The 19961-nt window shown below is 62.4% G+C and carries 17 protein-coding genes; 8 read left to right on the top strand and 9 right to left on the bottom strand.

What is annotated here, in order from left to right; translation table 11 throughout:
* The first annotated feature begins 284 nt into the window (after positions 1-284).
* Together ACEE43_RS08790 and ACEE43_RS08785 are read left to right on the top strand one after the other, a co-directional pair.
* The gene (locus ACEE43_RS08790; protein WP_449107266.1) at positions 285-1718 is read left to right on the top strand and encodes a M48 family metallopeptidase; all 1434 of its coding nucleotides are present in this window, start codon (positions 285-287) and stop codon (positions 1716-1718) included.
* Positions 1719-1920: 202 nt separating this feature from the next.
* Positions 1921-2892 carry a bile acid:sodium symporter family protein gene (locus ACEE43_RS08785; protein ID WP_449107265.1) on the top strand — a complete coding sequence of 324 codons (972 nt, stop codon included), beginning with the start codon at positions 1921-1923 and terminating at the stop codon, positions 2890-2892.
* 62 nt (positions 2893-2954) lie between these two features.
* On the opposite strand, the gene ACEE43_RS08780 is transcribed toward ACEE43_RS08785, so the two are convergent.
* Positions 2955-3908, bottom strand: coding sequence for a LysR family transcriptional regulator (locus tag ACEE43_RS08780; protein WP_449107264.1), 954 nt, complete (start codon positions 3906-3908; stop codon positions 2955-2957).
* Between the two features lie 88 nt (positions 3909-3996).
* Between ACEE43_RS08780 and ACEE43_RS08775 the strand changes: the two genes are divergently transcribed.
* A complete protein-coding gene (locus tag ACEE43_RS08775; protein ID WP_449107263.1) occupies positions 3997-4710 on the top strand; it encodes a LysE family translocator in 714 nt (237 codons plus the stop codon).
* A gap of 114 nt (positions 4711-4824) precedes the next feature.
* Here the strand turns inward: ACEE43_RS08775 and ACEE43_RS08770 are convergent, their stop codons facing one another.
* Positions 4825-6930: a glycoside hydrolase family 15 protein gene (locus tag ACEE43_RS08770; protein ID WP_449107262.1), complete on the bottom strand. Its 2106-nt coding sequence runs from the start codon at positions 6928-6930 to the stop codon at positions 4825-4827.
* 157 nt (positions 6931-7087) lie between these two features.
* Between ACEE43_RS08770 and ACEE43_RS08765 the strand changes: the two genes are divergently transcribed.
* The 4 genes from ACEE43_RS08765 (at position 7088) to ACEE43_RS08750 (ending at position 10850) form a co-directional block, all read left to right on the top strand.
* Positions 7088-7423: a metal-sensitive transcriptional regulator gene (locus ACEE43_RS08765; protein WP_431464274.1), complete on the top strand. Its 336-nt coding sequence runs from the start codon at positions 7088-7090 to the stop codon at positions 7421-7423.
* 84 nt (positions 7424-7507) lie between these two features.
* Entirely contained in the window at positions 7508-7723 is a 216-nt protein-coding gene (locus ACEE43_RS08760) for a heavy-metal-associated domain-containing protein (protein WP_449107261.1), read from the top strand.
* 240 nt (positions 7724-7963) lie between these two features.
* Positions 7964-10246 (top strand): heavy metal translocating P-type ATPase, encoded by a 2283-nt coding sequence (locus ACEE43_RS08755; RefSeq protein WP_449107260.1) that lies wholly within the window; start codon positions 7964-7966, stop codon positions 10244-10246.
* 28 nt (positions 10247-10274) lie between these two features.
* A complete protein-coding gene (locus ACEE43_RS08750) occupies positions 10275-10850 on the top strand; it encodes a YdhK family protein (RefSeq protein ID WP_449107259.1) in 576 nt (191 codons plus the stop codon).
* 83 nt (positions 10851-10933) lie between these two features.
* Here ACEE43_RS08750 and ACEE43_RS08745 read toward each other — a convergent pair whose 3' ends face one another.
* The 6 genes from ACEE43_RS08745 to ACEE43_RS08720 form a co-directional block, all read right to left on the bottom strand.
* On the bottom strand, positions 10934-11941 hold the full coding sequence (locus tag ACEE43_RS08745; protein WP_449107258.1) for an LLM class flavin-dependent oxidoreductase: 1008 nt from the start codon (positions 11939-11941) through the stop codon (positions 10934-10936).
* 204 nt (positions 11942-12145) lie between these two features.
* Positions 12146-12838: an MOSC domain-containing protein gene (locus tag ACEE43_RS08740; protein WP_449107257.1), complete on the bottom strand. Its 693-nt coding sequence runs from the start codon at positions 12836-12838 to the stop codon at positions 12146-12148.
* Positions 12839-12918: 80 nt separating this feature from the next.
* Complete coding sequence (locus ACEE43_RS08735) at positions 12919-13698, bottom strand: enoyl-CoA hydratase (protein WP_237196140.1); 780 nt, start codon at positions 13696-13698, stop codon at positions 12919-12921.
* A 26-nt stretch (positions 13699-13724) separates the two neighbouring features.
* A complete protein-coding gene (gene mmsB / locus ACEE43_RS08730; RefSeq protein ID WP_449107256.1) occupies positions 13725-14654 on the bottom strand; it encodes a 3-hydroxyisobutyrate dehydrogenase in 930 nt (309 codons plus the stop codon).
* Between the two features lie 54 nt (positions 14655-14708).
* On the bottom strand, positions 14709-15470 hold the full coding sequence (locus ACEE43_RS08725; protein WP_449107255.1) for an SDR family oxidoreductase: 762 nt from the start codon (positions 15468-15470) through the stop codon (positions 14709-14711).
* 31 nt (positions 15471-15501) lie between these two features.
* On the bottom strand, positions 15502-16707 hold the full coding sequence (locus ACEE43_RS08720) for an acyl-CoA dehydrogenase family protein (RefSeq protein WP_449107254.1): 1206 nt from the start codon (positions 16705-16707) through the stop codon (positions 15502-15504).
* A 288-nt stretch (positions 16708-16995) separates the two neighbouring features.
* Here ACEE43_RS08720 and ACEE43_RS08715 point away from each other — a divergent pair, with 288 nt between their 5' ends.
* Complete coding sequence (locus ACEE43_RS08715) at positions 16996-18765, top strand: AMP-binding protein (RefSeq protein WP_449107253.1); 1770 nt, start codon at positions 16996-16998, stop codon at positions 18763-18765.
* 110 nt (positions 18766-18875) lie between these two features.
* Here ACEE43_RS08715 and ACEE43_RS08710 read toward each other — a convergent pair whose 3' ends face one another.
* Positions 18876-19961, bottom strand: coding sequence for an enoyl-CoA hydratase/isomerase family protein (locus ACEE43_RS08710; RefSeq protein WP_449107252.1), 1086 nt, complete (start codon positions 19959-19961; stop codon positions 18876-18878).

Here is a 19961-nt window from a genome sequence, read left to right as displayed (position 1 = left end):
ACTTCGGTATCAGGAGATATCCTCATGATTCGCTCTCTACCGCCGATCCAAATCGCGTACAAGAGGTTATTTAAAACATTATATGAATTTTTAGTCCCCCCTCACAGAGCACAGCTCAACACCGGCAGATCTCGTCAGCAACAGGCAGAAACCTGCACCCTCAGGATCCATCCCACCCACGTAGCCAAGTAACGGCCCTCAACCAGCTCGCCCAGAACACAGCGCTCACCAACTTTCTTGCTACTGTGGAACCAAAACACACCGCCTAACCAGCAGGAAATCGCATGAGTGAGAACAACCCCGGCACCACCCCGCCCTACCCGCAGCAGCCCGGCCCACAGGCGTCCGCGCACATCAACGAGCAGGGCCTCGCCCAGCCCCTACCCAACGACCTCAGCGGCGGCTGGCTGCCCGAAGACATACGCCAGCGGCCCCTCTCGCCCCTGCCCGCACCCAAGCTCTTCGGCTTCCAATCCCTGCTGCCCTTCAAGTTCCTCAATGCGCTGCGCCACCCCGCAGAACTGCCCCTGGTCGTCATGGCCTACGCGCTCACCATCATGCTCTACGTGGGCGGCGGTATCTACCTCATCTACTCACTCTTCAGCAGCGTGCTAGGAGACGACTTCGTCAACTACCAAATCAGCAACCTGGTCGGCCAACTCATCGCCATCGCTATCTACCTGCCCCTGGGCATCTTCTTCGTACGCGGTGCCATGTACGGCCAGCTACGCCTCAGCGGGGTGCGCATTACCCCCACCCAGTTCCCCGAGGCCTACCAGATGGTTGTTGAAGCCGCCCACGCCGCCGGCCTGCGCCGCGTACCCGACGCCTACGTCGTACTCGGCAACGGCCAAATCAACGCCTTCGCCTCGGGCCACGGGCACCGCCGCTTCATCGCCATCTACTCCGACCTCTTCGAAATCGGTGGCGCAGCCCGCAACCCCGAAGCCCTACGCTTCATCATCGGGCACGAGGTGGGGCATATCGCTGCCGGTCACGTCAGCTACTTCCGCCTGATTTTCACCAGCTTCTTCATGCAGATTCCGATCCTCGGCAACCTGCTCTCCCGCACCCAGGAATACACCGCCGACAACTTCGGCTACCGCTACGCCCCCGACGGCGCCGAAACCACCACCACCGTACTCGCCGCCGGTAAGTACCTGATGAACGACGTGAACTTCCACGAACTGGCCAACCGGGCCGTCTACGAGCGCGGCTTCTTCACCTGGTTCGCAAACATCGGGTCCACCCACCCGCCGGTCACCTGGCGTGCCCATGCCCTGCGCGACCGCACCGAACCCGGCCGCCTCGTCTGGCGACCCAAGAACAACCCGCCCTACCCGCTGTCCATGATTCCGGCGGCAGAGCCTGCCGAAGCCTGGGCCGACCCCCTACAGGCCACCGACCACCTGGCCACCTACCCCGAGCGGGCCGATAACCAGCACTGGGGTTCAGTCAACACCACCTACCGCCGCCCCGCCCAGTACCGCGACCGCACCGTGGGCGATATGCTCTACACCGGCTGGGTCCCCCCGCAGTACCGCCAGCGCACTCCCTGGAACAGCTTCGGAGCCCTCTCACCGCAGGAGCCCCAGCAAGCGCCTGGCCAGTCACCTGAGCAGCAGGGTCAGGACGCCGGTAGCGGCCCAGGTGCTACGCCTCGGGAAGGCGAGCGCCCGGCGTCCGCTCCGAGCAACCCGCCCACTGACCAGGGCTAACCCTCGACACGAAAACCCCCACCCCAACCTATTGCCCACATCACAGGCATGGGTTAGGGTGGGGTTTATTAGCCCTCAACGAAGAAGGTGAGCCCCGTGGGTTTTCTCTACGCTATCGCAGGTATTGTTGCCCTGGTTCTGGCCGCGCGCGGCGGCGCTAAATGGTACGAGGCTGAAAAAGGCAAAGAGTAGAATGGGCTAAATGGCCCTACCCCAGAAATTGCGCTCCTGGCGCCCCGACCCGCTGATTACCCTAATTCTGCTCGCCGTTGCCCTGGCGATCATCTTCCCAGCTCGCGGAGACTTCGCCGAAGGGTTCAGCGTCGCCACCAAAATCGCTATCGGCCTGCTCTTCTTCCTCTACGGTGCCCGGCTCTCACCCCAAGAAGCCCTGCAGGGCCTGAAAAACTGGCGGCTTCACAGCACCATTCTGGGCTTCACCTACCTGGTCTTTCCCCTCATTGGCCTGGCCCTCTACCCCGTGCAGGGCATTATCGGCCGGGAGCTCTACCTGGGCCTGCTCTTTATGACCCTGGTGCCATCCACTGTGCAGTCCTCAGTGGCTTTCACCTCTATCGCCAAGGGCAATGTGGCAGGGGCAATTGTTAGCGCGAGTGCCTCGAATATCGTGGGCGTGATAGCCACTCCCCTGCTGGTCATGCTGCTGATGCAGAGCGATCAGCTCACCATCTCAGGCTCCGTTTTTGGTGATATCGCGCTCCAGCTGCTCTTACCCTTTGTGATGGGCCAGCTCCTGCGCCGCTGGGTGGGCGACATAGCTAAGAACAAGCTCACCAAGCACGTTGACCGTCTCTCCATTGCCATGGTGGTCTACGCGGCTTTTTCGGACGGCATTGTGCAGGGTATCTGGACCCGCATTAGCCCCTGGCAGATTCTGCTCCTGGTTCTTCTGTCTATTGCCCTGGTTGAGTTCCTGCTCTGGCTCAGCGGGGTTGTGGCCAAGAGGCTGGGCTTTAGCTACGGCGACCGGGTCGCAGTGCAGTTCTGTGGCTCGAAGAAGTCCCTAGCAACCGGCCTACCCATGGCAGCGGTAATTTTCGGGGGCGGAGCCGTGGGTGCCCTCATTCTGCCGCTCATGATTTTCCACCAGGTTCAGCTCATGATTTGCGCTGCCAAGGCCGCCCGCTGGGGCAGGCAGGTTCAAGCTTCATAGCGAAAATCATGGTGACTATCATGGTGAAAATGGCCATCATGGTTAGCAATGACGGCCGATTTTCACATTGAGGACGCCGGGTTCAGCTCCCGCAGAATATCAATGAGCAGGCGGGCAGCGGCGTCCTGCTCCGAACTTGCCCGAAGCACCGCAAAAACCCGGCGGCGGCCCAGCGGCTCACTCACCCACAGGTTTCCGGTGCGGGTTCCCTGCCGCCAGGGCTCAGCCCCGCTAGGAGCCGGGGCCTCTGACCGATAGAGGCCATCAAGCACCAGATGGGGCAGCAGGGCTACCGCATAGCCACCGTAGGCCGAGTGCAGCTGCCAGCTCAGGTCGGTTGAGATGAACCGCGGGCGGGGTGCAATTTGGGCATCGGCTAGATAGGCGTCCGACCAGGCCCTGAGCTCCGTTCCCGGAGGTTCCATACACCAGGGGGCGCTCTCAGCCCAGGCAAGAGAATCGAGCGGTTGCGGTGGCACCATAGCCGCCGGAGCCACCAGCACGATGGGGTCTTCCCAGAGCTCCCGCCGCACCAGAGTGACGGGGAGCTGCACCGGGCGTCCTTCGTATTCTTCGGCGATGACCAGGTCAAACTGGTGGCGGGTCAGCTCGGTAATAGACCGCTGGGGCTCCAACTGGGTGAGCTCCAGACTCAGGTGAGGGGCGCGCTCTTCAAGCAGTTCGAAGACCCGCGGCACCATATAGCGGGCTGCCGAATTGAAGGACGCCACCTTGAGGGTTCGCGGGGCCAGGCTGGTTTCGCTGGCCATGGCGTTGTGGGCGAGCTCCATGAGCGAGAGAATCTGTCCGGCATAGTCGGCAAGTTCCAGGCCGCGCGGGGTGAGCACCACGCCGCGGCCGGACTTCTCGTAGAGCCGATGCCCTACCTCATCCTGGAGTTTGGCCAGGTGGTTTGAGACGGTTGAGGGGTCGTAGCCCAGCACATCGGCGGCAGCGGCCAGGGAGCCCTGCTGGGCTAGCTCGTAGAAGATTTCAAGGCGGCGGGAGTCGTACACACTCACTCCAATTCATTGATAAATCCCATGAATACTGTTTGAACTCATGGAATTGAACCGGGTTTACCCCTAGTTTACAGTGGAGTCCATGACTCTCACCCAGGCCCTCATGGGTTTCGCCGGCATCGCTTTCCTCATCACGATTATCCCGGCCACAGACACCGCCCTGGTGTTGCGCTCCCTGGTCGCGGGCGGACGACGAAGCGCCTACGCCTGTGTCTTTGGCATCACCGCGGGCCTGCTCATTTGGGGCGTCACCGCAGCAACCGGCCTAGCCGTGCTCATGGCCGCCGCTCCCCTGGTCTTTGACCTCATCACCGTGGCTGGCGGCCTCTACCTGATCTATCTGGGTATCAAATTCCTGCTCAACCTCAGGCGCTGGGGGCAGGTGACCGCCCTCAAAACCGACCAAGCCGCCCTGGCCTCGCTGCCTGCACCCGCGGCGTCCTTACCCGGAGTTAGCGGAGCGGACGCCCCCGCTGGCGAACACAGGGTGGGTAAGGATTTTCTCGCGGGCTTCATCGCCAACATTCTCAACCCCAAAATCGCGGTCTTCTACATCGCCAGCGTGCCGCCCTTTATGGTCGCCAGCGTGCAACCCTTCATCATGGGAAGCCTGCTAGCCCTCATCCACGGCGGCATTAACGTGCTCTGGTTTACCCTCATTATTTCGCTGGCCTCACTGGCCATGAAATGGCTACTGCACCCGCGCGCCACCCTCGCCATCGACGGCATCGCGGGGTCAGTGCTCCTGGTCTTTGGCGTGCTGATTCTGGTGGAGGCGGCGCATAAGCTGCTCTAGAGCGCCCTGGGCTGTGTGCATAACCGGAAAGGACCATCTAAATCAGAAAAACCCACCTGGTTCGTGGGTTTTTCTGATTTAGATGGTACCTACCCAGGGGTGGGTGGAACCTGCCTATAGCCCCAGCGCCTCCACCGCCCGGATCAGAGAGATATGGGCTAGGGCCTGGGGGAAGTTGCCGGTGAGGCGCTGCTGCTCAAAGTCGTACTCGGAGCTCATCAGCCCCAGGTCGCTGGCGCAGTCCAGGACGGTGTCGATGAGGGCGCGTCCGTCCGCCTCCCGTCCGGAGCGGATGTACTGCTCTGCCAGCCAGAGGGAGGAAATGAAGTGGGGGTTGTCCTGCCCCTCAAAGCCGTCTTGAGAGTCGGAGTTGTCGTAGCGGTAAATCATGCCCGAGGAGTGGCGGATGGTCGCTTCGATACGTTCAACGGTTGCTAGCATGCGGGGGTCGTCCCAGTCTACGAGCCCGATTTGGGGTAGTTGCAGCAGGGAGGCGTCCACGGCGGTGCCGCCGTAGGTTGAGACGAAGCAGCCCAAGTCGGCGTTGAAGCCGCGGCTCAGGATTTCATCGGCAACAGCGTCGCGGCAGTGTTCCCAGGTGGCGGCGTCCCCGTCGAGCCCGAAGTCGCGCACGGCGGAAACACCGGCGTCAAAGGCTGCCCAGAGCATGGCCTGGGAGTGGGTGTAGACGGCAGGTTCCCCGAAAGTCTCCCACATGGAGCGGTCAGTGTCGCCAATGCGTTCGGTGGCGGCGTTGAGCAGGGCCTTCTGGATAGGCCAGGAGAGATGGTCTTCTGCTACGCCCGCTTCGCGCAGGTTGGCGAAGGTGACGAGCACCTGGCCCAGGGCGTCCCCCTGGAACTGGTCGCCCGAGCCGTTGCCGCTTCTCACCGGCTGAGACCCCTCGTAGCCGGGCAGGGCGAGGCGGCGCTCGATGTCGTCCTTTTCGCCGGCCAGGCCGTAGACCGCGTGGATGCGGCGCGGGTTGTTAGCTAGGGCTCGCAGGATCCAGTTACGCAGCTGGGCAGTCTCACGCTCGTGGCCGTGGGTGAGGGTTACGTCCATGGCCATGGCGACATCGCGCAGCCAGGTGAAACGGAAGTCGTAGTTGCGCTTGCCCCCGATAACTTCGGGCAGGGAGGTGGTCACAGAGGCGACCAGGGCACCGGTTTCACGGGAAATCAGGGCGCGCAGGACCAGCAGGGACCGCAGGCGGGCTTCCCGGTAGCGAGCGTTGGCCTCTTCGCGGTGGCCCTCGGCGGTGGGGGCAACCACCTGGCTCGCAGCCGTTTGGGCCAGCTCATGGTAGGTGGCTTCATCGACTTCGGGGGCGGCGGTGTTGGAGCCAGTTTCCAGCAGAATTGATGAGGTCTTAGCTTCTTCTAGCTCTTCAACCTCGCGCACCGCCGAAATAGTAGCGGGCGCCTGCTCTGTCTGCTCAGATGCGCGGACGCCGGTGGGCACCTGCCCGCCCTCGGGCAGGTGGGCGGGGGTGGCGTCCTCATCTTCAGCCTCTGGCAGGGAGTCTGCGGGGCTGTAGAGGTCGGACCACTCCTGCCACTGCTCCTGGGTGTAGGTCAAGGCCGTGGGGTAGTCCACCGGGGCAGGCGGATTGTGGTTAGACGCAAAGTAAGACAGGGTGAAGGTATAGCTCTGACCAGCAGAAACAGTGAAGGTTTCGGCCTTAGATTCGGGGTCGCCCTCAGGCAGGGAATCACCCCGGAAGACCAGGGCATGAGGGCCAGCCATACCCACCAGCATGTCGGCGGACGGGTCGGGGGCGCCAGCGGCGTCCACCCCCTCATAGCGGGTAACCCAGGGAATCGTCTTGCCGTAATCAAAGCGCAGGGCAAGCTCGTGATACATAGTGACCTCACCGGTCAATCCCTCCACGTTGCGCACAATCGTAGTACCGCCCGAAAGCGGCATAAACTCGGTGACGCGCACCGACGCGTCCCCCACAAACCAGACAGTCTGCAGAATAAAGGTGTTCTCGCGGTAGGAGCGCTCCGTGCGAATCTCTTCCACCGGGGCGGGGTTGACCGATTCGAGGGGGGCCAGCAACCAGCGTCCGTGCTCCCGCTCCCCCAGAAGGGCGGCAAAGACCGCACGGGAGTCAAAGCGCGGGGCGCAGAACCAGTCAATGGAACCGGTGCGGGAAACCAGTGCGCCGGTGTTCATGTCTGAGAGCAGGGCGTAATCCTCGATGAAAGAAGCCATACCACCAGTCTAACAGGGCGCTTAGTATCGGCCGGTGGCGCTGAAGGTAGTCAAAAGTTTCATAAGTGCGTTCTTTGCCCGCACCTATGAAAATTTCGATGACATTCGGGGCTTTACCCTCTTGTGGCCATACCCCTAGGGGGTATATGTTAAAGACATGAGCGAAGAACACTGCGCAACCCACCAGGCAGAACACCACCACGGCTACACCGCCGACAAGGACGCCTACCTCAAGCGCCTGCGCCGCATCGAGGGGCAGGTGCGCGGCATCCAGCGCATGGTCGACGAGGACGTCTACTGCATTGACATCCTCACCCAGGTCTCTGCCATCAACAAGGCCCTGCACAGTGTCTCCATCCAGCTCCTAGAAGACCACGTGCGGCACTGCGTCGTCGACGCCGCCACCCAGGCAAAAGCCACCGGCGACACCGCCCCCCTCGACGACAAAATCAGCGAAGCAATGGCAGCCATCACCCGCCTCATCAAGAGCTAGAATCCAGACCCCGGCAGGGAGTCAACCGGCTCCCGCCGACCCAAGTACGGGCGTCCGCGCCCCACACCCACAAGGAGAAAACCCATGTCAGCAACCATCGTCAAAGCAACCGGCCTCACCTGCAACCACTGCGCCATGAGCGTGCGCGAAGAAATCGAAGAAATTGAGAACGTCACCGGCGTAGAGGTCGACGTGGTCAATGGCGGCGAATCCACCGTCACCATCAACCACACCGGCGACCTGGACGCCACCGCCGTCTCAGCCGCCATCGAAGAAGCCGGCTTCACCCCCGTCGGCTAATCTTCTAGCGCGCTCTGCCGGCTCATTTTTCTAGGGCTTTGGAGGGCGGCTTTGCCCAGGGGCAAGCACCTCTCCCTATGGGGTGCGGACGCGCGTCTCTGCCAACTAACCTTCTCGCGGGCTCGCAAGCTCGCGCGCGATTCATGCCAGACCCAGCCAGTTGGCTGCCGACGCGCGTCCGCCCCCCAAACACCCTATAAGCACCGAACACAACAAACACATCAAGTGAAAGAAGGCATCATGCCAACCCAATCCACCGCTGAGGTTTTCACCGGTGACACCCGCATCGTGAATCTAAATGTGGGGGGTATGACCTGCGCGTCCTGCGTGGGGCGGGTGGAGCGCAAGCTCAAGAAAATTGGGGTGGACCCCTCGGTTAACCTTCCGCTGGAAACCGCCCGTGTGGTTGCGCCTGCTTCGGTCACTGATCAGCAGCTGATTGAGACGATTGAGAAGGCCGGGTACACGGCGAGTTTGAAGCAGGACGCCGTGGAGCAGGCAGACGAGGCCGGGCAGGATTCGCTCGCCCCGCGACTGTGGGTAGCGGCACTCTTCACCCTGCCGGTCTTTCTAATTTCTATGTTTGCGACCTTCCAGTTCCCTCATTGGGGCTGGGTGGTCGCAGCCCTGACCCTGCCGGTGGCCACCTGGGCGGCTATGCCCTTCCACCGCCCGGCCTGGATTAACCTGCGGCACGGCTCTTTCACCATGGACACCCTCATTTCTCTGGGTGTGGTTGCCTCCTACGCTTTTTCGCTCTGGCAGCTGGCCATGGATCCGGCTATGACCGCCCATGCCGGGCACGGGGCGTCCGCAGGCGGGCACGGCATGGACCACATGCTCTACTTCGATGCCGCCGCCATGATTACCCTCTTCCTACTGGCTGGGCGCGCCATTGAGCACCGCACCGCCCGGCGCTCGTCGCAGGCCCTGCGGGCTCTGCTGAACCTGGGGGCTAAGTCTGCCACGGTTCTGCAGGGTGGGCGGGAAGTGCAGATTCCCGTCAAGGATCTGCTCCCCGGCGACCTGTTCTTGGTGCGGCCCGGCGAGAAAATTGCGGTGGACGGCGAGGTTGTTGAGGGACGCTCGGCGGTGGACGCTTCCCTGCTGACCGGTGAGTCCGTGCCGGTTGAGGTTGGGGTGGGGGACGCCGTTGTTGGCGCGACCGTCAATACATCGGGTTCGCTGACGGTGCGGGCGACCCGCGTGGGGGCCGATACTGTGCTGGCCCAGATGAGTCGTACCGTGGCTGAGGCCCAGTCTACTAAGGCCCCTATTGCCCGCCTGGCTGACCGGGTTTCTGCGGTTTTTGTGCCGGTGGTGATTGCCCTGGCCCTGGCAACCCTGGTCGGCTGGCTGCTGGTGACCGGCGATGTCAATGCTGCTTTTACCGCGGCGGTGTCGGTGCTGGTCATTGCCTGCCCCTGTGCCCTGGGCCTGGCGACCCCTACGGCCCTGCTGGCGGGTACTTCGCGCGGGTCCCAGCTGGGTATTTTGATTCGATCGGCCCAGGTACTTGAGTCCACCAAGCGCCTAACCACCGTGGTGCTCGATAAGACCGGCACCGTGACCACCGGGGCCCTGGCTCTGGCCGAGGTGATTCCCCTGGCAGGTTTTGGGGGTCAGGACGCCGCCCGCCTGCTGGCGCTGGCCGGGGCGGCTGAGTCTCGCTCGGAGCACCCCATTGCGCGGGCTATTACTCAGGCGGCCCAGGCTGAGGCCCACCTGCGGGGGCAGGCCCTGCCGCAGATCACTGATTTTGCGTCCTCCCCCGGCGGGGGCGTGCGGGCTACCCTGCACGAAGAAGTTTCCACAGGTGAGAGCCGGGAGGTTTCGGTGCTGGTGGGCCAGCCCAGTTTCCTTGTCTCTGAAGGCATTGAGCTGAGTGAAACCCACACCCGCGCCCTGCTTGCCGAGCAGGAGGCCGGGCGCACCACCGTCGTCCTTGCTATCGGGGGTCAGCCCGCTGCCCTACTGGCCCTGCACGATACCCCCAAGGCCGGGGCGTCTGAGGCCCTGGCCGAGCTGCGGACCCTGGGTCTTACCCCGGTGCTGCTGACCGGGGACGCCGAGCCCGTCGCCCGCGCCGTGGCAACCGAAGTGGGTATTGCCCCAGCGGACGTCTACGCGGGGGTCAGCCCGTCCGACAAGCTAGCCACCATCACCCGCCTGCAGAAGGGCGGGGCCGGGGTCGCCATGGTGGGCGACGGCGTGAATGACGCAGCCGCCCTGGCCAAGGCCGATGTGGGCGTGGCCATGGGATCGGGCACCGACGTGGCTATGGAGGCTGCCGATATGACCATTGTGCGCAGCGACTTGAGCTCACTGCCGACAGCCATTCGACTCTCGCGGGCCACCTTGCGCCTCATTAAGAGCAACCTCTTCTGGGCCTTTGCCTACAACACGGTGGCCATTCCGGTGGCAGCAGCCGGCCTGCTCAACCCCATGATTGCGGCAGCGGCCATGGCTTTCTCATCAGTTTTCGTGGTGCTCAACTCCACCCGCCTGCTCCGTTTCTCCTAAAACTCCACCCCATCCCCAGGAGGTCCCCATGAAAATCCCGACTGCCCGCGTCCTCGCCCTGACCGCTGCATCGCTGCTAGCGTTGACGGCCTGTGGTTCCAACGACTCCACGGCTAAAAGTGAAGCCGAGGCCCTGGTGTCATCGGCCGCAGCTGCCCATGCTGATCACGCTAACCACCCGGCAGATGGCGGGCCTGCCCCTGCCGGCATCGCCGAAGCTACCGACCCCACCTACCCTGTTGGCACCGAGGTAGTTCTTGCTGCTGACCACATGAGCGGCATGGACGGGGCGACCGCCACCGTCGTTGGTGCTTACCAGACCTACACTTACTCGGTGAATTACACCCCCACTGACGGGTCTGACCCCGTGACTGACCACAAGTGGGTTGTGCAGGAAGAACTTGCGGACGCCGGGAGCAAGCGTCTTGCTGACGGCGCTCCCGTGACCATCGAGGCTGAGCATATGACCGGCATGAAAGGAGCTGAGGGTAGCGTTGAATCATCAACCGATGAGACCGTGTATATGGTGGACTTCACCGCGGCCGGCATGACCATGAAGAATCATAAGTGGGTCACGGAGTCTGAAATTAAAAGCACCCGGTAAGGCACCCTCACGGTAGGTACCACCTAAATCAGAAAAACCCACCAACGAGGTGGGTTTTTCTGACTGGGATGGTACCTACCCGGTTAGAGGGCGGGCTTAATATCGCGGACGATTGCCTCCAGCTGGCGCAGGTTGAAGTCCACTCCTAGCATGTTGGGAATAGTCACCAGCAGGGTGTCTGCCTCAGCCACAGCCTCGTCTTGGGCCAGTTCTTCGGCGATTTTGTCGGGCTCGCCAATGTAGCTCTTGCCGAAGCGGGAGACAGCACCGTCCAGAATACCGACCTGATCCTGCCCCTCAGCCTGGGCGCGCAGGCCGAAGTAGTAGTTACTCTGCTCATCAATAATCGGGATAATCGAGCGCGAGACCGAAGTGCGCGGGGCACCCTCGTGCCCGGCGTCCACCCATGTCTGCTTGAAGATACGTAGTTGCTCGGCCTGGAGCTGGTCAAAGGGCACACCGGTATCTTCCAACAGCAGGGTGGAGGACATAAGGTTCATACCCTGTTCGCCGGTCCAGCGGGCGGTATCGCGAGTACCAGCGCCCCACCAGATACGACGCGGCAGGCCGGGTGACTGGGGTGTGATGGGGTCAAGCTGGGTGGGGTCAGAAACGCTCTGGGCGATTCCCTTCCCGGCGATGGCCTCGCGGAAGAGGGCGGTGTGACGGCGAGCCATGTCAGACTCGTCCTCCCCCTCGGCGGGTAGGTAGCCGAAGTGGGCAAAGCCCTTGTAGACGGTTTCGGGTGACCCGCGGGAAATACCCAGCTGCAGGCGCTCGTTACCGGCAATCAGGTCGACCATGGCGGCCTGTTCTGCCATGTAGAGCGGGTTTTCGTAGCGCATGTCGATGACGCCGGTGCCCAGCTCGATGGTGGAGGTGCGGGCCCCTGCGGCGGCCAGTAGGGGGAAGGGGGACATCTGCTGCTGGGCAAAGTGGTGGACGCGGTAGAAGGCCCCGTCCAGCCCGATGTCTTCAGCGCCGACGGCCAGGTCAATGGCCTGGTGGAGCATGTCGGCGCCCGTGCGGGTTTTAGAGCCGGGGTAGTCGCCGTAGTGGCCGAAGGAGAGGAAGCCTATTTTAGGTGCCACGATTGTATGCCTTTCAGGTTGATTTTCCTTACAGGAATTACTTTACCAAGAAAGCATTGCGGATGATAGGGAGATGCCATCGGAAAAGTGCAAGTGCCCGTCACTTTTGGCAGGGCAGTTGCACTTTTCGAAGGGTTGCAAGGCATTTTTTGCATCAAAGGCTAAGTCAAAAAATAAACCGCATGAAGTAGGCAGACGAGTCAGCTAGCGCCCCAGCTTAGCCAGTAGCCGGTCGTGGTAGAAAGGCGGGTAGCAGCCTGTTTCTACCACCGCCTGCATGGCGGCACGGTCACCCATAGCGGCTGCAAAGGCCTGCCCCATAGTCACCTTGTGATCGGGGGCAGGTAGAAAAGTAATAGTATCCCCGGCTGTGATCGTACCCGGCTCAATCACCCGGAGGTAGGCACCGGCGTCCTGATGCTCGGTAAAGGTTTTTACCCAGCCTTTTTGACCCAGCCAGTCGGCAAAGGTGCGGCAAGGCTGGCGCGGCACAGAAACCTCAAGCACAGCGGAACCCACCGCCAGACGCTGGTTGACGAGCACCTGTGCCCAAACAATTCCGGAAGTTGTGAGGTTCTCGCCAAACTGCCCATTCCCCAGAGGGCGGCCTAGTCGTTCTGACCAGTAATCCAGTTCCTCTCGGGCAAAGGCGTAAACCGCCTTGTCAGCACCGCCGTGGTGCTTGGCGTCCCCCACAAAATCCCCGCGCACGCCGGAGCCGTTGCCATAGCCGGGTGCCGGGGCAAAAACCTCCAGGGAATCTACTGGCTGCTTATTGATGCCGGTGGTGCCCTTACCTGTAGGGTTGGGCATCTCGGCACCAAGGTTGGTGGAGCGGACGCTCGCGGACGCCGTATACAGGCCGGGAGCGGTAGGGCTTAGGCGGGTCTTATTCATACCCTCAAGATACCCCCTGAAAAGCGCAAGTGCCCGTCACTTTTGGCAGGGCACTTGCACTTTTCGGAGGGCATGAAGCTTTAGCGGTGCTTAAAATCAGCCTCCCGCTTCTCAACGAAGGCAGCCATGCCTTCTTTCTGGTCCTCGGTTGCAAAAAGAGCGTGGAAGGTGCGGCGCTCAAAAGCAACACCCTGGGCCAGGGTGGTCTCAAAGGCGGCATTGACGGCCTCCTTGCAGACCTGGGCCACAAACTTTGACTTAGAAGCGATGGTTTCTGCCATCTCAAGGGCGGTGGGAAGGACGTCCGCGTCCTGCTCCACCAGGCGGGATACCAGCCCCGCCCGCTCGGCTTCGTCCGCCCCCATAAAGCGCCCGGTCAGGCAGAGGTCCATGGCCTTAGCCTTGCCCACAGCGCGGGTAAGGCGCTGGGAGCCACCCATGCCGGGGATGACCCCAAGGTTGATTTCGGGCTGGCCGAACTTGGTGGAGGGCCCGGCAACCAGCATATCGGCCATCATGGCCAGTTCGCACCCGCCACCCAGGGCGTAGCCGTTGACGGCAGCCACGATGGGGGTGCGCAGGCGGGTGAGGTTGTCCCAGTGGGCAAACCAGTCGGCCGCGTACATGCTGGCGTAGGTCTGAGACGACATCTCCTTGATATCGGCACCGGCGGCAAAAGCTTTTTCGCTACCGGTCAGGACGATGGCCCCCACCTCGGGTGAGCGGTCAAAGTCGGTTGCGGCGGCAACAACCTCACGCATGGTGGCGTCGTTGAGGGCGTTGAGGGCCTTGGGGCGATTGAGGGTAATCAGCCCTACCCGGCCGCGGGTTTCAACCAGAATGTTCTCGTAGGTAGTCACGGGTGTTTCTCCTTGCTGTAGGCGGGTTAGATACCTGAGACGGGTGAGCCGTCGGCCTCGCGAATGGCGTTAATGACGTCTGAGAAGTCCTTGGTGCCGCGCCCTTCTTCTACCAGGTGAGTATAGATATCTGCGGCGTGCTTGCCGAGTTCGCCGTTGACCCCTGCGGTGTCGAGGGCAGCAACTGCCAGGCCCATGTCCTTGCTCATGAGGGCGGTAGCGAAGCCCGGTTCGTAGTCGCGGTTAGCGGGCGACCCGGGCACGGGGCCGGGCACCGGGCAGTTGACGTTGACCGCCCAGCAGTAGCCGGACGAAGTGGAAATGACGTCGTAGAGCACCTGGGCGTCGAGCCCCAGACGCTCGCCCAGCACGAAGGCCTCGGAGGCGCCCACCATGGTGATGCCCAGCAGCATGTTGTTGCAGATTTTGGCGGCCTGGCCGGTGCTATTGGTACCGCAGTGCACCACCTTCTTGCCCATCACCTCAAGCAGGGGGCGCACCTGCTCTACGTCCGCCTCAGTGCCGCCCACCATGAAGGTGAGGGTGCCCTGTTCGGCTCCCACCATACCGCCGGAGACCGGGGCATCGACGGCCCGCATGCCGGCCTGCACAGCTAGGTCGGCTGCCTGGCGGGCGTGCTTTACCTCGATGGTGGAGCAGTCCATGAAGAGGGTGCCGGGCTTGGCTGCAGCCAGCAGACCGCCCTGCCCCTCGCGTCCGCCGTAGGCTCCCAGAACGTGCTGGCCAGCAGGCAGCATAGTGATGACGATATCGGCCTGAGCTGCGGCCTCTTCACCGCTGGCAGCGACCTGGATTCCGCGGTCACGGGCGGCATCGAGCGCTGCGGGCACCAGGTCGAAGCCGTGCACGGTGTAGCCTGCAGAAACCAGGTTGGCTGCCATGTAGCCGCCCATGTGCCCCAGGCCGATAAAAGCGATAGCGGGTGTGGTGGTCATCTTCTTCTCCCTTATAAGGTGGGCTATTCTGTCTCGTCGGTTCCGGGGTGCGGCCTAGCGGGGGGCCATGCGCAGGGCGCCGTCCATGCGGATTGTTTCGCCGTTGATGTAGTCATGCTCGGCGATAAAAACAGCCAGGTCGGCGTATTCAGCGGGGGCCGCGAGGCGCTGCGGGAAGGGCACGTTTTGAGCAAGTTCTTCGCGGAACTCTTCGGTAATGCCAGCCATGAGCGGGGTGTCCACGATGCCCGGGGCGATAGTGTTCACGCGAATTCCTGAGCTGGCCAGATCTCGGGCCGCGGGTAGGGTCAGGGCTACGACCCCGCCCTTTGATGCCGCGTAGGCTATCTGACCAATCTGCCCCTCATAGGCGGCGATAGAGGCGGTGTTGATAATGACGCCCCGCCCGGCTGTGCCTTCCACCGGCTCCTGGGTGGCCATCAGGGCTGCCCCGGCTGTGAGCACATTGAACGTGCCATTGAGGTTAATGCTGACGGTTTTAGCGAAGAGGGCAGGGTCGTGCGGCCCCCTTTTGGAGAGGACGCGGGCCCCCGGGGCGATACCGGCGCAGTTGACTACGGTACGCAGGGGGCGCTCGTCCTGCCCCACCCGTTCGAAGGCAGCTTCAACGGCAGCGTAGTCGGTGACGTCGCCGGGCAGGAAGGTGACGCCCTCAACCTCCCCGGCCTTTTCGATACCGGCGGGAAGGTCGAGGCCGTAGACGTGCACGCCGCGGGCAACCAGGGCGCGGGCGGTTGCTGCCCCGATACCCGAGGCTGCGCCCGTGACCAGGGCGGTGGTGTTGGTGAAATCCATGGTGCTCTCTTTCAGGTGGGAGGTGAGGGGTTTAGACGAAGGCTGAGTAGCCGGTCAGGGCCCGGCCCACGATGAGGGAGTTGATTTCGTAGGTGCCCTCGTAGGTGTAGAGGATTTCGGCGTCCCCAAAGAACTTGGCCATCTCGTAGTCGGTGGTCATGCCGTTGCCGCCCTGGATTTCCCGGCCCAGCCAGGCGCTCTGCCGGGCCAGCTTGGTGGTGGTGGCCTTGGCCATGGCGGCGTGAACCATGTCGAGGGTTCCGTTTTCTTGCATGCGGGCGCAGTTCATCATGAGCCCCAGGGCTGCCTGGGTGTTGCTCATAATTTCTGCGATGTTCTTTTGGATGAGCTGGAACTTAGCCAGGGGCTTGCCGAACTGCTGGCGGGTGAGGGCGTAGTCGCGGGCGATATCGAAGATGCCCAGCTGAATACCGTAGCCCTGCCAGCCCACCCAGGCGCGGGAGTTGCGCAGCATCTCGTTGGCGGCGTCGAAGTTGATGGCCCCGGGCAGGTGGGCGCTAGCGGGCACCTTCACGTCGGTGAGGGTGATGTGGGCGTTCTGCATGACGCGAAGGCCGATCTTGTTGCGAATCTTCTCAGCCTCATAGCCGGGGGCGTCGGTGGGTACGATGAAGGCCTTGATCTGCTGGTCGGCGGTATCACGGGCCCAGACCAGGGCGAAGTCGGCGATGGTGCCCATGCCGATCCAGCGTTTTTCGCCGTTGATGACCCAGTTTTCGCCGTCAAAGGTGGCACTGGTTTCGAGGCCGCCGGCGATATCGGAGCCGTGGTCGGGCTCGGTCAGGGCAAAGGCGCCGGTGAGTTCAAAGCTTTCGAGTTTCGAGAGCATCTCGGCTTTCTGCTCGTCAGAGCCGAGAATGTTGATCATGCCGAGCACCAGCTCGTTGTGAATGCCGACCAGGGCTGAGAGCGAGACGTCCACCCGGGTCACTTCTGCGTAGACCAGGCCGCGGAAGAGCCAGGAGGTGCCGCTGGTTTCAAGGCGGGCCAGGCCCACCTCAGCCATGCTTTCGAGCAGGTGGAGGGGGAATTCTTCGGTGTTCCAGTAGTCAACGATGTGGGGGCGTACTTCTTCTTGCAGGTAGGTGCGGATGCGCAAGAACCACTCTTTTTCGTGGTCGGGCAGCAGGTTAAGGACGCCGAAGGGGTCGATGTCGGGGAAGGGCAGGGGCTTTTCGGGTGGGTTTTTGACCATTCCGCGGATGTGGGTGTTCATAGGGTAGCTCTCCTGTGCAACGTCGTCGTGTGCAACTCACGGGCGGGGTTCGCCCGCACTTTTTGTGTGAGTCAAGCCATATTTAGCTCTGAATGTACTCCACCTTGGGGGCCGCCGGGTAGCTTTTGGGGGAATTAATCGGTTCGTTACGCGCAGACAGGTTTGCATTCGTTGATTTTTCCACAGGGTCTTGGCAGGGGTGTCACCCCTCCCCTATAGTGACTCACAGCACCCTATCGTGACCCATGCCACTATTTTTGTGTGGTTTATTGCCGAAAGAGGTTACTCATGAGCGTTACCGAAGAGTTCCGCACCATTCGCGATCAGCTTGTCGCCCTGCGCGAGGACTATGCCGCCGCGCGCGAACAGTTCACCTGGCCCCGGTTTGAGCATTTCAACTTCGCCCTCGACTGGTTTGACCAGGTAGCTGCCAGCGAGGAACGCAAGGACGCCCCCGCCCTGATTATCGCGGAGCAGGACGGTTCCAGCGTGAGCGTGAGCTACGCAGAAATGTCTCAGCGGTCATCGCAGGTGGCTAACTGGCTACGGTCGGTAGGTGTGAAGCGCGGCGACCGTGTGATTCTCATGCTGGGCAACCAGGTAGAGCTCTGGGAACTCATGCTCGCCGGCATCAAGCTGGGCGTTATTCTCATGCCCTCCACCGAGATGCTTGAGCCGGTTGACCTCGATGAACGCATCAGCCGTGGCACGGTCGAATGGGTCATTACCAACAGCAAGAACGTGCCCAAATTCGAGCGGGTTGAGGGCAACTTCACCGTGATCGAAACAGACGGTAAGACCGAGGGGGCCCTGACCAAGCACCCCCACCTGAACTACCTGGATGCGGCGTCCGCTCCCACCGATTTTACCCCGGACGCCCCCACCCGGGGCGACGAGCCCCTGCTCTGGTACTTCACCTCGGGCACCACCTCACGGGCCAAGATGGTGGAGCACACCCACACCTCCTACCCGGTGGGCCACCTTTCGACCATGTACTGGATTGGCATGGGCCCCGGCGACGTGCACCTGAATGTGGCCTCACCCGGCTGGGCCAAGCACGCCTGGTCCAACATTTTTACCCCCTGGATTGCCGAAGCAACCGTCTTCATCTACAACTACTCCCGTTTTGACGCTGCTGCCCTCATGCAGAATATGGAGAAGTTCGGGGTCACCAGCTTCTGCGCACCGCCCACCGTCTGGCGCATGCTCATTCAGGCTGACCTGAATCAGCTGGCGACCCCGCCCACCAAGGTCGTTGCCGCGGGTGAGCCGCTGAACCCCGAAGTTATCTCCAAGGTGAAAACCGCCTGGGGCGTAGATATTCGAGATGGCTTTGGGCAGACCGAGTCCACCGTGCAGATCGCCAACACCCCCGGCCAGCCCATCAAGATTGGTGCCATGGGCAAGCCCCTGCCCGGCTACGATATTGTGCTGATTGACCCGGCCACTGACGAGATTTCTGAGACCGAAGGTGAGATTTGTATCCGCCTGGGCGATGCCCGCCCCCTGGGCCTGATGACCCAGTACAAGGGGGACCCCGAGAAGACTGAGGACACCATGCGCGGGGGCTTCTACCACACCGGTGATATTGCCGAGCGGGACGAGAACGGGGTGCTCACCTATGTGGGCCGCGCCGACGACGTCTTCAAGGCCTCCGACTACAAGCTCTCCCCCTTTGAGCTGGAATCCGTGGTCATTGAGCACCCGGCTGTGGCTGAGGCTGCGGTGGTTCCCTCACCCGACGAGATCCGCCTGGCTGTGCCCAAGGCCTACATTGTGCTGGCCGCTGGGCACGAGCCGACGGCTGAGACCGCGAAGGATATTCTCAAGTACGCCCGCGACCACCTGGCCGCCTACAAGCGGGTGCGCCGCATCGAGTTCTACGAGCTACCCAAGACCATTTCGGGCAAGATTCGCCGCGTGGAACTGCGAGCCCGTGAGAACGAGTTCCACGGCCGCCACGGCGAGAAGAGCGCCGCAGCTCTGGCCGCCCGCACCACCACCGAGGGCTACGGCCACGAGTTCGCCGACACGGACTTCCCGGACCTCAAGAGCTAGTAGGCAAGCTATCTTTCTCTACAACGAATGTGACTCATATTCCCAAGCGGGCGTTAAAACAACACCCTTTCGGGAATATGAGTCACATTCGTGGTGGGGTGACTGCGTCTTTAGGCTAGACCCAGTTCCCCCGCCTTCGTGGGGGTGAAGAAGGCCAGGACGCTCTCGCGCGAGACCTCCGCGAGGCTGGCAGGGGACCACTGTGGGTTACGGTCCTTATCGACCACCTGGGCCCGGATACCCTCACGCATATCGTGATGTGCCAGGGCATTACAAGAGGTGATGAAATCCTGATTCAGGGTCTCTGCCAGGCTCTGGCTACCGGCTCGGCGCACAGCCTCCAGAGCCACCTTCATGCCAGTCGGGCCGTTCTTCTGCAGGGCCGCCAGAACCGTACCGGCGAACTCGGCGCCGTCCGCCCCCGAATCAGCCACCACCTGGACCTTCTCAAGGATTTCCTCAACGGTATCGGCGGCAAAAGCACCCTCAATCCAGCGGGCGTTCTCCACGAGCGGGGAGGGAGGCGCATCAGCCGCAAAGCCCTCAATGACGCGGGTGACGGCGTCCGCACCCTCGACCTTCTCAAGGGCAGCGACCAGGTCATCAAGCTTCTCAGACGGCACGAAATAATCAGCCATGCCGACAGCGAGCGCGTCCGCCCCGGTCACATGCAGGCCGGTGACGGCCATGAGGGTGCCCAGGTTCTGCGGGGCGCGGGCCAGGATGTTGAGGCCGCCCACGTCGGGGCAGAAGCCGATGACGGTTTCGGGCATGCCGGTGCGGGTGTGTTCGGTGACGATGCGGTGGGAGCTATGGGCTGAGACGCCCACGCCGCCGCCCAGCACCAGGCCGTCCATGAGGGAGATGAAGGGCTTGGGGTAGCGGGAAATACGCAGGTCCAGGGTGTATTCCACTCGGAAGAAGTCCACGCCCTGATCCGGGTTTTCGCCGGTGGCCTTGTAGAGGGCTACCACGTCACCGCCTGCGCAAAGACCCCGTTCACCGGCGCCGCGCAGGAGCACGGCGGCGATGTCGGCATCCTGTTCGAAGTCGTCCAGGGCTGCGTTCATCAGCTCCATCATCTCGGCGTTGAGGGCATTGACCGCGCGTGGGCGGTTCAGGGTGATAACCCCCAGGCTGCCGCGTTTTTCGGTCAGGACGCTCTCAGTCGGCTGGGTGCCGGGCGTATCGGTCAC

Source organism: Rothia sp. 11254D007BW (assembly GCF_053548195.1).
This window is presented reverse-complemented; position numbering and strand designations above follow the sequence as displayed.

What these genes read in the sequence shown, in the direction of transcription:
- ACEE43_RS08765 (WP_431464274.1), top strand. Translation starts at nt 7,088, where the DNA reads ATGAGCGAAGAACACTGCGCAACCCACCAGGCAGAACACCACCACGGC.
- ACEE43_RS08785 (WP_449107265.1), top strand. Translation starts at nt 1,921, where the DNA reads ATGGCCCTACCCCAGAAATTGCGCTCCTGGCGCCCCGACCCGCTGATT.
- mmsB (WP_449107256.1), bottom strand. Translation starts at nt 14,654, where the DNA reads ATGACCACCACACCCGCTATCGCTTTTATCGGCCTGGGGCACATGGGC.
- ACEE43_RS08755 (WP_449107260.1), top strand. Translation starts at nt 7,964, where the DNA reads ATGCCAACCCAATCCACCGCTGAGGTTTTCACCGGTGACACCCGCATC.
- ACEE43_RS08750 (WP_449107259.1), top strand. Translation starts at nt 10,275, where the DNA reads ATGAAAATCCCGACTGCCCGCGTCCTCGCCCTGACCGCTGCATCGCTG.
- ACEE43_RS08775 (WP_449107263.1), top strand. Translation starts at nt 3,997, where the DNA reads ATGACTCTCACCCAGGCCCTCATGGGTTTCGCCGGCATCGCTTTCCTC.
- ACEE43_RS08790 (WP_449107266.1), top strand. Translation starts at nt 285, where the DNA reads ATGAGTGAGAACAACCCCGGCACCACCCCGCCCTACCCGCAGCAGCCC.
- ACEE43_RS08740 (WP_449107257.1), bottom strand. Translation starts at nt 12,838, where the DNA reads ATGAATAAGACCCGCCTAAGCCCTACCGCTCCCGGCCTGTATACGGCG.
- ACEE43_RS08725 (WP_449107255.1), bottom strand. Translation starts at nt 15,470, where the DNA reads ATGGATTTCACCAACACCACCGCCCTGGTCACGGGCGCAGCCTCGGGT.
- ACEE43_RS08715 (WP_449107253.1), top strand. Translation starts at nt 16,996, where the DNA reads ATGAGCGTTACCGAAGAGTTCCGCACCATTCGCGATCAGCTTGTCGCC.
- ACEE43_RS08760 (WP_449107261.1), top strand. Translation starts at nt 7,508, where the DNA reads ATGTCAGCAACCATCGTCAAAGCAACCGGCCTCACCTGCAACCACTGC.
- ACEE43_RS08720 (WP_449107254.1), bottom strand. Translation starts at nt 16,707, where the DNA reads ATGAACACCCACATCCGCGGAATGGTCAAAAACCCACCCGAAAAGCCC.
- ACEE43_RS08770 (WP_449107262.1), bottom strand. Translation starts at nt 6,930, where the DNA reads ATGGCTTCTTTCATCGAGGATTACGCCCTGCTCTCAGACATGAACACC.